12 protein-coding genes are annotated in these 15,610 nt (G+C 34.3%); 5 read left to right on the forward strand and 7 right to left on the reverse strand.

From position 1 onward, the window contains the following. Positions 1-42 precede the first annotated feature (42 nt). The 3 genes from CEY12_RS10815 to CEY12_RS10825 all read left to right on the forward strand — a co-directional run bounded on the left by CEY12_RS10815 (position 43) and on the right by CEY12_RS10825 (position 4,767). Positions 43-390 (forward strand): YkvA family protein, encoded by a 348-nt coding sequence (locus tag CEY12_RS10815; protein WP_089027704.1) that lies wholly within the window; start codon positions 43-45, stop codon positions 388-390. A gap of 124 nt (positions 391-514) precedes the next feature. Then, positions 515-1,882: an orotidine-5'-phosphate decarboxylase gene (gene pyrF, locus CEY12_RS10820; protein WP_089027705.1), complete on the forward strand. Its 1,368-nt coding sequence runs from the start codon at positions 515-517 to the stop codon at positions 1,880-1,882. 62 nt (positions 1,883-1,944) lie between these two features. Continuing rightward, positions 1,945-4,767: an aminopeptidase gene (locus CEY12_RS10825; RefSeq protein ID WP_228409838.1), complete on the forward strand. Its 2,823-nt coding sequence runs from the start codon at positions 1,945-1,947 to the stop codon at positions 4,765-4,767. Between the two features lie 74 nt (positions 4,768-4,841). Here the strand turns inward: CEY12_RS10825 and CEY12_RS10830 are convergent, their stop codons facing one another. Both CEY12_RS10830 and CEY12_RS10835 read right to left on the reverse strand, forming a co-directional pair. Beyond that, positions 4,842-5,612: a carbohydrate binding domain-containing protein gene (locus CEY12_RS10830; protein ID WP_089027707.1), complete on the reverse strand. Its 771-nt coding sequence runs from the start codon at positions 5,610-5,612 to the stop codon at positions 4,842-4,844. Positions 5,613-5,779: 167 nt separating this feature from the next. Next, positions 5,780-6,622, reverse strand: a complete 843-nt coding sequence (locus CEY12_RS10835) for a T9SS type A sorting domain-containing protein (protein WP_089027708.1) — start codon at positions 6,620-6,622, stop codon at positions 5,780-5,782. Between the two features lie 180 nt (positions 6,623-6,802). Between CEY12_RS10835 and CEY12_RS10840 the strand changes: the two genes are divergently transcribed. Continuing rightward, positions 6,803-10,000: a hypothetical protein gene (locus CEY12_RS10840; protein ID WP_089027709.1), complete on the forward strand. Its 3,198-nt coding sequence runs from the start codon at positions 6,803-6,805 to the stop codon at positions 9,998-10,000. Positions 10,001-10,097: 97 nt separating this feature from the next. Further along, positions 10,098-11,093: a tRNA dihydrouridine synthase DusB gene (gene dusB, locus CEY12_RS10845; RefSeq protein WP_089027710.1), complete on the forward strand. Its 996-nt coding sequence runs from the start codon at positions 10,098-10,100 to the stop codon at positions 11,091-11,093. Positions 11,094-11,144: 51 nt separating this feature from the next. Here the strand turns inward: dusB and deoC are convergent, their stop codons facing one another. The 5 genes from deoC to CEY12_RS10870 form a co-directional block, all read right to left on the reverse strand. Next, the gene (gene deoC / locus CEY12_RS10850) at positions 11,145-11,888 is read right to left on the reverse strand and encodes a deoxyribose-phosphate aldolase (RefSeq protein ID WP_410493964.1); all 744 of its coding nucleotides are present in this window, start codon (positions 11,886-11,888) and stop codon (positions 11,145-11,147) included. 6 nt (positions 11,889-11,894) lie between these two features. Next, positions 11,895-12,365 (reverse strand): Lrp/AsnC ligand binding domain-containing protein, encoded by a 471-nt coding sequence (locus tag CEY12_RS10855; RefSeq protein WP_089027712.1) that lies wholly within the window; start codon positions 12,363-12,365, stop codon positions 11,895-11,897. 32 nt (positions 12,366-12,397) lie between these two features. After that, the gene (locus CEY12_RS10860; protein WP_089027713.1) at positions 12,398-13,336 is read right to left on the reverse strand and encodes an endonuclease/exonuclease/phosphatase family protein; all 939 of its coding nucleotides are present in this window, start codon (positions 13,334-13,336) and stop codon (positions 12,398-12,400) included. 308 nt (positions 13,337-13,644) lie between these two features. Continuing rightward, a complete protein-coding gene (gene trmD, locus CEY12_RS10865; protein ID WP_089027714.1) occupies positions 13,645-14,316 on the reverse strand; it encodes a tRNA (guanosine(37)-N1)-methyltransferase TrmD in 672 nt (223 codons plus the stop codon). After that, the gene (locus CEY12_RS10870) at positions 14,313-15,572 is read right to left on the reverse strand and encodes an NAD(P)/FAD-dependent oxidoreductase (RefSeq protein ID WP_089027715.1); all 1,260 of its coding nucleotides are present in this window, start codon (positions 15,570-15,572) and stop codon (positions 14,313-14,315) included. The genes trmD and CEY12_RS10870 overlap by 4 nt, the downstream gene beginning before the upstream one ends. Positions 15,573-15,610 lie beyond the last annotated feature (38 nt).

The following is a 15,610-nucleotide window of genomic DNA, read 5'->3' on the forward strand; positions in this document are numbered from 1 at the left end:
CGAATTTTGTAAAGTCAAGAATTTATTTAAACCAAACACAAAATGAAATATTCTAAATTAAATCTGGCTAAGGAAGCCATCAACCACAAGGGATTTGTCAAAAAAATACCTGACATCTTCAGAATGGTTAAATATTGGAAAAAAGGAATCTATCCGATGAAATCGATCGATATCATTTTACCATTATTAGGGATTCTTTATATTATTTCTCCAATCGACTTAATTCCTGAAGTTGCAGTGCCTGTGTTAGGGGTTTTAGATGATTTGGCTGTTTTATATTTAGTCATTCCTAAACTGATCAAAGAAGTTGATAAATTTTTACTTTGGGAAGCTGAGCAGAAAATAAATGCTGGCAATACAAAAGTAATTAATGCTCAAATTGTTGAGTAGTTTACAAAAAAATAATATTTAAAGCCATTCCATTACTTTTGGAGTGGCTTTTTATTTATAATTTAATTATAAATTTTTAAGCCTTATTACAAATCATTAAATTTGCAACATCTAATAAAAAATAATGGAAAGTAAAAAAGAGTTCTTTTTGGAGTGCTATAAGCTAGGGATCATTAAATTCGGGAGATTCACTTTAAAAAGTGGTATAGAAAGTCCCTTTTATGTAGATCTAAGACCTTTGGCTTCAGATCCTAAAATTTTAAAAAACCTGGCTAACTATCTATTGGAAATGCTTCCTTTGGATAATTTTGATTTAATTTGTGGTGTTCCTTATGCCGCTCTTCCTATGGCAACAGCAATGTCACTGGAAAGCTATATTCCATTGATCATCAAAAGAAAAGAAGCTAAAGATTACGGCACCAAGAAAATGATTGAGGGAATTTATCAGAAAGGACAGAATTGCCTTTTGGTAGAAGATGTAATCACTTCCGGAAAATCTTTATTAGAAACCATTGCTGAAGTTGAGCAGGAAGATCTTAAAGTGGCTGATATTGTAGTGGTTTTAGACAGAGAACAGGGAGGAAAGCAACTTTTAGAAAGTAAAGGATTCAGAGTTCACACATTATTTAATATTTCAGAAGTATGCACTATTCTTCAGGAAACAGGAGAGTTATCCGATGAAGAAGTAAAAAGAATTCAGGATTTTCTTTTAGGAAATCATATACAGTTTGAAGAAGTTACAAGAAGTTCATATGAACAGAAATTAAACTCCACGCAACATTCTGTTTCTAAAAAATTATTAGAATTAGCCATTAATAAGCAATCTAACCTTATTGCTTCAGCCGACGTTACTACGACCGAAGAATTGTTGGAACTTGCAGAAAAAGTAGGACCACACGTTATTGCACTGAAAACACATATTGATATTATTTCTGATTTTGAATATCAAAAAACAATTATTCCACTTAAAGAATTAGCTGCAAAACACCAGTTCTTATTAATGGAAGACAGAAAATTTGCTGATATTGGAAATACTCAGGAACTACAGTTTACCAGCGGTGTTTTTAAAATTACTGATTGGGCAGACTTTGTCACTTCTCAGGTGATTGGAGGTTTTGAATCTCTGGACTGTTTTAAAAATGTAGGGGTTGTTGCTATTATTGGAATGTCTTCCAAAGGAACATTAACGACTAACAGTTATCGGGAAGAAGCTCTTAAAGTGTCTCTTTCTCATCCAAATGTGATTGGAGGAGTCTCTCAAAATCAAATCCCTGAAGATCTGCTGCTCTTTACTCCCGGGGTAAACCTGGCTGATTCAGGAGATGGAAAAGGGCAACAGTACAATACTCCGGAACATGTTTTCAAAAACCTGCATACCGATTTTATTATCGTAGGAAGAGGAATTTATAAATCCGAAAATCCTGAGGCAGCAGCAGTAACTTATAAAAATGAAGGCTGGAAGGCATATACCGATTCTTTAAAAAAAGGTTAATTCGAACATTAATATTAATAAGTCTATACAAAATGAGTTATATTTGATGCTTTATCACCACATTGAGAAAGATTAGTATTTGTCTTATTTTGTTTTGGGGAGTTGTGCAGGTTTCTGCACAAAAAAAAGACAGCATTTATATTGAAGCGAAACTTTCTTCAGATAAAAAGATGCTGGACATCAACCAAGAACTTATTTATTATAATAATTCTGAAAAGGATTTAACAACTATAAAACTTTTAAACTGGGTTTCTGCTTACCAAAAAAGAGGAACATCCTTGGTTTATAGAAAACTGGAAGACCGAAATAATGATTTACATTTCGCAAAACCAGAACAACAGGGTAAATTGCTGCAGTTAACTGTAAAAGGAACTGATGATAAAATTGTTTCGATAAACAATACATCAGAAGAAAATCTTTTTATCCCCCTGGATCAGGCATTGCCCCCAGGCAAAAGTGTAAAACTAACCCTGCAATATCAGATTCAGCTTCCTGATAAGAAATTTACAGGATATGGTACTTCTGATAAAAATATAGCTTTAAAATATTTCTTTATTGTTCCGGATCATTTTGATCCGGACAATATTTTAAAAAGAAATTATCACGACATTGAAGAATCTATAAGCTTCAACACATACTGGACAATTAATTTTAATACTCCACCCAACTCTTTCATTGAAAGCAATCTCCATCAGTCTAAACCTAATTATTTTAATGGGTACTTAGATTCAGATCCGGAATTTCTGATCTCTCAGAATGAATATCCTTCTATTAATGTGCATAGTGGTGATATTAATACAGAGATACAGTTTGGATATCCTTTAACTCCCCAGGAAAAAGAGAATTTAGAATTCTACCTTCCCCTGCATTTAAAATTTATCAAGGAGCAAATCGGAGATTTACCTGAAAGGTTATTTATTTCAGAAAAATTCAAAGCCACTGAAGATTTTTTTGGAAATAATGATATTACTTTCTGGAAATTTAGATTTCAATTGTTTAGTGATGCAGAAAAAGTAGATCTTGATTATCTTGGAATTATTGCTAAAAAAATTCTTGATGAGCGCATCATTACAGACAAGCAGGACAACCATTGGTTTAAAAATGGACTAAAATCCTATATCGAGATCCAATATCTTAAAAAATTCTACAGCGAGACTAAACTATTAGGGAAGTTACCTGAAGCCAAAATATTTGGAATCAGACCGTTGAAATTATTTCATGCTTCCAATGTGAAACTGATCGATCGATACGGACTGAGTTATCAATATATCATGTCTCAAAATCTGGATCAAAAAATAGGGGAAAAGTTTGCCGTTTTAAGCAACTTTAATGTCATGGCTGTAAGCAGCTTTGAAACGGGAAGTCTCTTCAATTATTCGGCAGAAAAAATGGGATATGATAACTTCAACAGTCTTCTGAAAAATTATATTGCAAAGAATACGGACAAACAAATTGACCCTAAAGATTTTTTGAAAGAACTCTCCGAAAAAGATGGCAGAACAAGTTATTTAACAAACTTCTTAAATCAAAAAAACAGGATCAATTTTAAATTACAGAAATTTAAAAAGCAAGATGATTCATTACATATCAAAATCAACAAAAATACCTTATCCCCTATTCCTGTTAAATTAGAAACCACTACATCTGAAGGTACAAAAAAAGAATACTGGGTAGAAACAGACGGGGAAGAAATGACAAAAACCGTTTCTATACCGGCATTGGATATTTATAAGATCACATTGAATAATGATTATATTTTCCCGGAATCAAAATACCGCGATAATTTCCTTTATTCTAAAGGTTTGTTCTCAAATGCAAAGAAAATTAAACTGAAACTAATAAAAGATATTCCGAACCCTGAATTTAATGAGATCTATATCAGTCCCCGAATCCGATTTAATAACACTTATGATAAATTTCTTCTAGGATTTAATTTTAAAAACCAATCCTTATTCGATCAGAAATTTCTCTACTCTCTAACTCCGACCTACAGCACCGGAACAGGAAAACTAACCGGCTCAGCTGCAGTATCATATTCTTTCCTTCCTGCTGAGAGTGTTATTCGAAGCTTGACTTTTGGTGTTTCAGCATCTTATTTTCATTACGATTACAATCTTGCCTATAGAAAAGGATCTGTTTTCTCAAATATTAATTTTAGAAAAAACCCCAGAAGTACTGTAAGCAGAGGCGTAAGTGTATCCTACAACTATTTTGAAAGAGATCTTAGTGATTTAATGATCGCTAAGAATGACTATAGCAAATATAATGTATGGAGTGTTGGTTATGGATATACAGATAGTCAGATGATCCACGAAAAAAGTCTTAGTATAAGTACCCAGGGTATGGAAGACTTTAATAAAATAACTGCTGAAGGCTTTTACAGATGGGAATTTGCACCCAAACAAAAATTAAGTTTCAGGTTGTTTGCCGGATATTTTGTAAGAAATGAAACAAGGAATAATACATTTAATTATGGAATTTCCAGAGTTTCTAATTATTCATTTTCCTACAATCTCCTGGGAGAAAGTGCTAATAGCGGACTTTTATCTCAACAATTTATATTAGCAGACGGAGGATTTAAATCTTTCATTCCAGGAACTGTTAACCAATGGATTACTTCTGTGAATGTAGACACCAGTGTCTGGAAAATCTTCCATATTTATGCAGATGGTGGTCTTTACAAGAATAAGAATAATCCTACCCAATTTATCTGGGACAGTGGAATCAAAATAAAGATCGTTCCTGATTTTCTGGAAGTATACTTTCCCGTACAATCTTCCTTAGGTTTTGAACCGGCATTTAAGGATTACGGCAGACGAATCAGATATACTCTAATTTTAAATCTTGGATCTATTATTAATGCCGCCAGAAGAGGCTGGTATTAGACAGATTTATAATCGTTATAAAACAAAGGTGGGTACTATTACAAGCATCCACCTTTTTATCTAAAAAAATAAAATTAGTCTTTCAATATTTTCTGAGAAACAGGTTCATTATTAATGATGCCTGTAACGATATAATTTCCTTTATTTAATTCAGCAACATTTAAAGTTTCGTTTTCTTTTACAGAAGCTGTTTTCACAACCTGTCCATACATATTGTACACTTTTACATCCTTAGCCTGAGCTCCGAAAGTAATTCCATCATTCTTAATGAATGTATTTTTCACAAGTCTGTATTTAGAGGCAGTAACCTCTCCGATAGCTAGTGTTCCCGTTGTTAATGAGAAATCATCAAAACTAACACTTGAATTATTATATGCACGAACATGCAACTGCAATTTTACAGCACCAGCCGGAACAGTAAATGTAATTGTTTTCTGCTGCCATGTTGTACCTTTTGGTAAAAACTGATTATTGTTTCTCAGCGGATCATTGTCAGTCACTGGAACAAGGTAAACAGGATTATCTCCCGCATCCAGAAAATTACTCCAGATTCTTCCACCATTACCTGATCCCCCTATTTTATGCCAAAAGCTAAGGGTATATTGCTGACCTGCCGTAACGTTCACATTTTGATAAAATCCGGTAGTAGCAGTTGCCGCATAATTAGCTCCAAAAGATCCGGTATGAGCATCCGCTATAACACTTGGAGCAGTATATGAATTATTCCAGCCCGCAGCCCATGGTGCTAAAGTTCCCGTTTCAAAACCTGGATTCTGAACCAGATTTTGTGCGTTAGCAAAAACTAATGATGTAGTAATGCTTAAAATAGTAAAAATCTTTCTCATAATTTTTTATTCTTGTTATTGCTTTTTAACAAATTTGCATAACAAAATTACACCTAATTAAAAGTGAGTAAATTACAAGAAGATTAACTTTCTATTAATAATAAATACAGCACATTATAAAAGAACAGCCACTTTAAAAATGGCCGTTCCTGGGTTAAAACACAAAACTAATCTTTCAGTATCTTCTGAGAAACAAGTTTATAACTAATAGTTCCTGTAACGATATAGTTTCCTTTTGGTAATTCAGAAATGTTCAAAGTCTCATTTACATTTACTGAACCTTTCTTTACAAGCTGCCCATTCATATTAAATATTTTCACATCCTTAACAGAGGTTCTGAAACTAATGTCATCACTTTTGATAAAAGTCTCTTTAATAAAATTCGGCCTCAGTTTTTTGACATCAGATATTGCTAAACTTACTGGTGTTCCGGTTATTGAAACATTATCAACTCTCATAGCTCCCCCGGAATTATAAGTAGAAGATGCACCAATTGCCTTATATTCAGTATTATTTCCGGGAGAAAATACAGAGACCAATCTGACCGCAAAGTCAGCATCATTATTTGCGTCTGCAGGGATTGTATTGTTTACGGATGTCCAACCAGAAACTGAAGTAGATTGAATGGTAATTACACTTCCGACATTATTCCAGGTAGATCCGTTTATGGTATATTGCATCTGAAAATACCTAGATCCGGTGTTGGTTCCGGTAATATCTACGGAAACCGATATTCCTGTATACCCTTGTGTGCTTACAGCAAATCCAAATCCTGCAGTTCCTGATCCTACTCCCTGAGCCGGAAATCCCGATGTCCGCCATGCTTTTCCGGAAGCCGGTGTTCCTGACACAAATGAAGGCGCCCCTGTGACCCCTAATACATTGGCCGTTCCGGACCCTATTACAGGATTAGTGGTACCATCATTAAAATTCCATTGAGCAATGGTTGTCTGTGCACGCATTACTGTTGCAGTTGCTAACGCAACGCAGAAAAAATAAATCTTTTTCATCACTTTGTTTTTTAAGAAATTTGTAGAATAAAAGTAGGAGTATTTTTCAACGAAAAACAATAATTAGAGTAATTTTTTGTTAATAAACCTAAACCGTCCACCTTTAACATTTTTTAAGTATTTTTACCAATTATTTTGGAAAATTTGCGGAATTTTATTCTAGTACTCCTGTTTCTTTTCATGGGCACATTGGCAACAAATGCTCAGATTTTCTCATGGAAAAATCCTAATATTCCGGAAGACACTATAAAGAAGGACAGTATCTTGGCAGCACGACTTGAACAGGATATTTTCACCAAAGATACCCTTGATTTCGTAAGGACAAGAAACAGAGTAATTGTAGACGAGGCTGTACTGGCCAAAAATGATAAGAAAAGATTTTTAGGAGAACTTAATTCAAAAGGTTCCATTATTCGTGGGATCACTTTCGGTAATAATCAGGGACAATCTGTACAGAGCTCAATGGATCTTCAGATCTCCGGAAGACTTTCCAAAGATGTAACTATTTTAGCAAGTATATCAGATCATAATCTTCCTATCCAGGCAGATGGCTATACACAAACCTTAGAAGAATTTGATAAGATCTACATGCAGCTTAATATTAAGGATAAATCAATTCTTAGGGCCGGACATCTGGACTTGGTTGAAGCCAAGAATTATTTTGCAAAATACCAGAGACGAAGCATGGGCCTCCAGTTCCAGACGGAATTTGGAAAAGATAATAAAACATTCGTCGATGTGTCAATGGGTGTGGCACGAAGTGAATTTCACAGAATACGTTTTCAGGGGGTTGAAGGCAATCAGGGGCCTTACCGTTTAACGGGTAAAAACGGGGAGCAATTCATTACTCTGATCTCAGGATCTGAGCAGGTATTCATTGATGGTATTTTAATGAAACGTGGGGAGAACCAGGATTATATCATTAATTACAATACGGGTGAAGTTACCTTTACCAGTTTCAGACCCATTTTCCAGCAGAATTTCATTACGATTTCATATAACTACACCAATAGAAATTATTCCAGGTACTTGTTTACGGGGAAAGTGGAACACCGGAGAGAGAAAATGAAGGTAGGATTAAGCTGGTTCATGGAAAATGACAATAAAAATGCGCCTCTTGCTTTAAATTTATCGAAAGAAGATGAACAAATTTTAGCCAATGCCGGAAACGATCCCAATTTAATGTATGCTCCTTCAGGGGTCGTAACCGAGTATGATGTCAACAAAATCCTGTATCGACTAGTTCAGAATTCGGGGGGCAGTCATTATGAATTTTCGACCAATGCCACTGAAACCCTTTATCAGGTTTCTTTCACCTATTTTGGACCTAATCTTGGAGATTATAAATTATCACAAACCACTAATAATGGTCGTGTTTTTGAGTACACGGGACCTAATTCGGGAGACTACAGAGCTGTAAGAAAGTTGCCTTCTCCACAAAAAACCCAGGTATTTTCAGCTAATTCAGAATTTCTGTTGAAAGAAGGTAAAATTGGAGCAGACATCTCTTTAAGTAATTATGACCTCAATTTATTTTCTTCTAAAGATTCCGGTCAGAATATGGGATATGCAGGCCGTATTTATGGAAATAAGACATTCAGCAAAAACGGCTGGAAAGGGACTCCAAGTTTTGAGTACCAGTATATTGATAAGCAGTTTCATATACTAGACAGAATCAATGATGTAGAATTCTCCAGAGATTTTAACTTAGCTCAGGAGTTCAGCCAGAAAACTCAAAATAGATTTATCTTCAGCTTCCTTAATAAGTGGAATAATAAATCAACATTAAATTACCGTTTAAACTATCTTGATGAACAAAATTCGTATAAAGGATTTAAAAATGATTTAGACTTTGGATGGATCAAAGGAAAGTTTTTCACAAAAGGAAATTTATCCTACTTAAGTACCAACGCCATCCAGCAGGACACGAAATTTATCAGAGGAGGGGTTTCCACAGAATACACCGGCAAAAAAGGGAGCTGGGCTTTTGGAGGAAGCATGGAACATAATGAGAAAAAATATAATGATTCTCAATTGATGGATGTCACCAGTTTCAGTTGGAAGGAATTATTTGTACAGAAGAAGATTGGAGATAGCACAAGAACTAAATTATTGGCCAAGGTATATATGAGGGACAATGATTCAGTTCGGGATAACAGACTTCAGAACATGAATAATATTCTGGGGATTATGGCGGAAAGCCAACTGATAAAAACAGAAAGAACGACATTAAATGTTTTGGTACATTATAGAAAATTCTTCTATCAGGTTCAGGATTTGCAAACCAGCAGAAATAATGATTTTGTTGTTGGAAATATTCTTTACAATCAACAACTTTTCAAAAATGGTATGCGTTTGCAGGCTTTCTACGAACTTGGAAATGGACAGGAAGCTCAAAGGGAATTTCAATATATTAAAGTAACGGATGGACAGGGAATTTACAAATGGACCGATTATAATGGTGATGGTATTCAACAGCTGGACGAATTTGAGATTGCAGAATATTCCGACCTGGCTAAATATATCCGTGTTTACACGAATTCTGTACGATATATCCCATCCAATAAAAACAAAATACAGCTGGCATTATTTGTAAATCCAGCCATTGTCTTTAACTCTGAAAATGCATTTTTAAAACGATGGAATTTTAATATTTCATTAAACTCTCAAAACTCTTTTTATAAAAAAGATAAAGTTTTGGTGATCAATCCATTTGAAAAAAATAGTGATCAGATCTTAAAAAATCAAAATATTCTGACATCTGTACAATTTAACCCTACAGAAAAATCAGGTTGGAATGGAAATTACCGGTTTATATCCAATGACAACCTTATCAATGCAAACTTTAGCAATGAAGAACGGCAGCAAGCTTCTCATTTTTTAAATTTAGGATATTGGTTCAATAAGGAATTTAGGGTTGACTGGGAAAACTCCGTTCATGATATTAAAAATTCATCACAATTGTTTTCTACAAGAGACTACAGATTAAATAATTTTGAAACCAAACCAAAAGCTACCTACAAATTCACCGATGCAATACAAGCAGAGCTTTCTTCTGCATTCCGACAGAAAAGGAGAATAGATGGCGAAGAATTGTTAAAAGCGTTCGATATTACCGGAACCATTCAGTGGGATCGTAAAAAAACATCTATCAGGGGAAATTTCTCTTTTATCAATAATAACTTTACGGGAAACAATTTTACCATTGTAGGAAATCAAATGCTTGATGGATTAAAACCTGGAAAAAATCAGGTTTGGAGTGTCTTTATTCAGCAGGCTATTAATTCATTCTTACAATTAAATTTAAACTACGAAGGGCGAAATTCAGGAGAGAGAACCATCCACATAGGAAGTATGCAGGTAAAGGCAACTTTCTAACAAAAAAATTAGCTGACATTTTAATGAGATTGTAGCTAATAATTTCCATAGAAAATATCTCTCTTTAGAAAAGTTTAGAATTTCGTAAATTTGCACCATGATAAAAATAGGCAATATAGAACTGCCGGAATTTCCGCTTTTGCTGGCACCCATGGAAGATGTCAGTGATCCTCCCTTCAGACGTTTGTGCAAGATGCATGGCGCAGACTTGATGTATTCAGAATTTATTTCTTCAGAAGGGCTGATTCGTGACGCCATGAAAAGTCGAAAAAAATTGGATATTTTCGATTATGAAAGACCCGTTGGAATTCAGATTTTTGGAGGTGATGAAGAAGCAATGGCAATGTCTGCAAGGATTGTGGAAACTGTAAATCCTGATCTGGTTGACATTAATTTCGGATGCCCGGTAAAAAAAGTAGTTTGTAAAGGTGCCGGTGCTGGTGTACTGAAAGATATTGATTTAATGGTACGCCTTACAAAAGCCGTTGTAAGTTCTACTCATTTGCCTGTAACCGTAAAAACCCGTTTAGGATGGGACAGCAATTCTATTAATATTGACGAAGTTGCAGAACGTTTACAGGAGACCGGTATTAAGGCCTTAACCATACATGCAAGAACCAGAGGACAGATGTACAAAGGTGAAGCTGATTGGGAACATATCTCAAGAATAAAACAAAATCCAAATATTGAAATTCCTATTTTTGGAAACGGTGATATAGATTCTCCGGAAAAAGCATTGGAATATAAGCAGAAATATGCCTGTGACGGAATTATGATCGGTCGTGCAGCTATAGGATATCCATGGATTTTTAATGAAATAAAACATTTCTTTAAGACTGGAGAACATCTTCCTGAACCTACCATTTCAGACAGACTACTTGCCGTACGTCAACATGCAGAATGGAGCGCCGAGTGGAAAGGAGAAAAATTAGGTTTAATAGAAATGAGGCAACATTATAGTAACTACTTCCGTGGAATTCCTCATTTCAAAGAATTTAGAAAAAGATTCCTTGAAGTCTACACCATGATAGAAATGGATGCCTTGATCAAAGAAACGCAACAGTTTTACGAAGAGTATCAGGCACAAGTATAAAATAAAAAACCATCAAAAATATTGATGGTTTTTTTTGTATTTAAATATTTCTTAATAGCTTTCTGAAGCTGATTGATCTTTAATTAAAGATAATGCTGAAGAAGTTCCTATTCTTTTCACTCCCATCTTGATCATTCTTTCTGCATCACCGGGAGTTCTTACACCACCAGCTGCTTTTACCGGAAGTTTTCCTGCATTATCAAGCATAATTTGAATGCCTTCAAACGTTGCACCATTAGGCTTTCCTTCGGTTGTCTCAAAAAAGCCGGTAGAAGATTTTACAAAAATAGAATTTAAATCTTTTTCAGAGAAATTCTCCTCCGCCCATGTAGAAATATGTTTAGTAAGATCAGCAATTTGATGATCAGTTAAAGCCGCAATTTCAATGATCCATTTGGCAATTTTATGATTCTGTACACACAAGGTGGTACATTGTACAAATTCTTCTTTTACTAATTTCAGATCTCCATTCAGATAGGCATTATAATTAATAACAAAATCCAATTCATCTGCTCCATCAGCAATTGCTTTTGAAGCTTCTGCTATTTTTTCCTGAATGGTATAGGTGCCTTCATGGAAACCTATTACAGTACCTACGGCAACATTTGAGTTTCTCTCTATAATATATTTTTTGATCTCAGATACATAATCCGGACGGATCATGACCGCAAAAATACTATTATCAATAGCTTCCTGAGTAAGATCTATATCTTTCTGTAGAGTTTGACTTTCTGAAATTCCGGATTGCAGTGGAGTTTTCAGATACGTAGAATCCAAATATTGAGCAATATTCATAATTATTTATACTTTCAGTTGTCTGCTGATCCCCTGTTCCAAAGATATAAAGGTTTCCGTTCTGGTCACTCCTTTTAATTTTTGAAGTTTGCTTAAGATCTGCATTAAATGATCATTATCTTTACAAAGAACTTTTAGAAAAATAGTGTAATTTCCTGTAGTGTAATGTGCCTCAACCACCTCATTAACATCTTTTAAAGATTTTACAACATCAGGATAGTGGCTCGGTTGATCTAAGAAAATACCGATATAAGAAATCACTTTATACCCAATTTTTTTCGGATTTAAAAAGGAAATCGAATTTTCTATAACCCCTGCATGTTCGAGTTTTTTAATTCTCTGATGAACAGCGGTTGTAGATATCCCTACATGTTTTGAAATGTGTGCCAAAGAAGTTTTAGCATTATCCATCAGCATGTAGATAATTTCTTTGTCAATTGAGTCTAAATGGTAGCTTGCATTTGTTGAATTTTTCATCTTGTAATTTTTTTTAATTATTTATGTTTTTTTTATTTTTTTAATTTTACAAAAACAGGAAAATGGTCACTATAACCTCCCAAATATCTAGTGCCTGCATAAGTTCTGAAAGGTCTGCCAGCGAATTGTTTGTTTCGGCTGCTAATCTTCTCAGATTTAAATATTTCGGCACCTTGAAATGACAGTTCTATATTATTCTGATCGTTAAAAAATGATTTCGACAATATAATCTGATCAAATAACAAACCAGATTTATAATGAAAGGTAGAATAATTCCCTGTGGAAAATAATTCATTAAACGGATTTTCTAATATTTTATTATGATTGTCATCATAAAGAATATTAATTAGATTTTCATCATCCGGATTTTCATTAAAATCACCACACAAAACAACATGTTCATCTGTACTGTTCACAATATTCAAAATCCTGCTACGGACTTCTTCCAATATAAAGTCTCTTTTTGGTTTATTAACGTCCTTCTCTCTCTTTGAGGGAAGGTGAGCGACAAAGACATTAATAATCTCTCCTTTATATTTTAATTTTGCGTAGAGTACATCTCTAGTTGTATCGTAATACTCCGTGTTTTTATTTGTAATTTCAAAAAAGAACGTAATAGCTTCTGAGTCTATTAGCTCTACTTTACTTTTATCATATAACATTGCAACATCCACTTTTCTTTCATCCATCGAATTGTAATGTACAATTCCATATTGTGAGTGAAAAGGTTCCATTGCTACAAGGTCTTCTAAAACTTTCCTTCCGGAAACTTCGGACAAACCTATTATAAATGGTAAAACCCCATTTTTTTCTTCTATCAGCTGAAAGACATGCGCAATTTTAAAAAGCTTATTATTATACTTTCTTTCATCCCAGTTCCTTAATCCTGATTTTGTAGGATCAAACTTATGGACGGGTTTAATATCTGGTAAAAATAAATTTTCTACATTATAAAAAGTGAAAAGCTCCATCAACGCATATTTCTATTCATAAATAGTTCTAATTTTGAGATTTAATTTTTGCAGGTAAAATTACAACTTATTGCTTTTTAATTATGCATTAAAACCATATTTTAATGACATTTTAATAAAATACAATATGAAACCCATGCAAATTTGATTTTAAATCTACTGAAACAAAATCAAAACGGCAAATAATAATTTAAAAACCAACTATGAAATTTTATTATTCGCTTTTTATTACAATTATTATTCCATTTTATATAAAATCCCTAAAAAAACAACAAACCACCATCATAATTTAAGATATCTTCAATAAATCACAGTAAATCAGGCCGTTTTTCTTTAGTGATCCTAACGGCTTCATCATGACGCCATTCCTCGATCTTCTTAAAATTTCCACTTAACAATATTTTAGGCACCTCCAAACCTTTGTAAACTTCAGGCCTCGTATAGATTGGGGGAGAAAGAAGATCGTCTTGAAAACTATCTGTAAGAGCGCTCTGTTCATCATTCAGAACACCAGGAATTAATCGTATTATAGAGTCTGCCAATACACATGCTGCCAGTTCTCCACCAGTAAGCACATAGTCGCCGATTGAAATTTCTTTGGTCACATGCAGGTCTCTTACTCTTTGATCAATACCTTTATAATGCCCACATAAAAAAATTAAGTTATTTTTTATAGAAAGTGAATTAGCAATTCTCTGATTCAGTGTAACTCCATCAGGAGTAAGGTAGATCACCTCATCATACTGTCTTTCTGCTTTAAGGCTTGAGATACATTGATCCAATGGCTCAACCATCATCACCATGCCTGCCCCACCTCCATAAGGCTCATCATCGATTTGCCTGTGTTTATTTATTGCCCATTCTCTTAAATGGTGAAAATGCACTTCTACCAATCCTTTATCCATTGCCCTCTTTAAAATTGAAGTTTGGAAAGGGCTTTCCATTAGTTCCGGAAGTACGCTTATGATATCAATTCTCATTGTAATGTTCCATTTTTCTTAGTCGGTGAAATAATAAGTCGCAGCGAAGAATCTTTATTGAAATAGCTCCACATCCAGTTAAAGAACACAGCAAGTTTATTTCTAACACTTAAAATAAGCATTAGGTGCAAAAACATCCAAAAATACCAGGCCAGAAATCCCTGAAATTTTATAAAAGGTAAATCCACAACTGCTCTGTGTTTTCCGATGGTTGCTAAAGATCCCTGGTCCTTATATTCATATTCCTGCCAGTCATTATTATTCTTTAAAAGGTTCTTCCCTAAATTTTTAGCCTGATTAATTGCTACGTTGGCGACCTGTGGATGTCCCTGCGGATATTTTGGAGTTTCCATGTAAGCAATATCTCCAATAGCAAAAATATTGTCGTACCCTTTTATTTTATTATACCGATCTACTATATATCTGTTTCTAATTAATTTTTCTTCTGAAAATCCATCTATAACATTTCCTGTTACCCCAGCGGCCCAAATCACATTATTGGAAGGGATTTCTTTCCCACTCTTCATGATCACACGATCCCCATCATAGTCGGTAACAATCTCCCCACTCAGAAAAGTAACCCCTAAATCTTTAAGGTATTTTTCAGACTTCTCCTGCGCTTCACTGCTCATCACAGCAAGTGGTTTTTCTGTAGAACTCACCAAAATAATTTTAAGATGATCAAAGTTCATATAAGGATAGTCCCGGGGTAGAATTTCTTTTTTCATTTCTGCAAAAGCTCCTGCCAATTCAACACCGGTCGGGCCACTTCCTACAATAACAATATTCCAGTTTCCATCATCGCTTCTGCTTTTTTCAAGAATCAATTTTTCAAAGGTCATCAGAATATGATTTCTGATTCCTATGGCTTCCTGTGTATTTTTCATTCCGAAAGCCTTACCTTCAAGATCTTTGTTTCCAAAGAAATTGGTTTTACATCCTGTGGCAATAATTAATTTATCATAACGAAATTCTGCCTCATCAGTAATTACTTTATTCTGAAAAGGATCAATCTCTTTTACGTCTGTTAACCGAAACTGAATATTACGTGATTTTTGGAAAATTTTCCTGAATGGAAATGAAATGTTAGAAGGTTCGATCCTTCCACACGCTACCTGATAAAAAAGGGGCTGGAACATATGATGGTTTACCCTGTCAAGGACCATTACCTTTTTATTTTTATTGTTCAACGTTTTTGCAAGTTGTAGTCCCGCAAAACCTCCTCCGATAATGATGATCTTTTCGCGTGTTTCCATATTATACAAATTTACTGATTTTATTTAGCATTTTACTT

The organism is Chryseobacterium sp. T16E-39 (assembly GCF_002216065.1).
Lineage (GTDB): Bacteria > Bacteroidota > Bacteroidia > Flavobacteriales > Weeksellaceae > Chryseobacterium.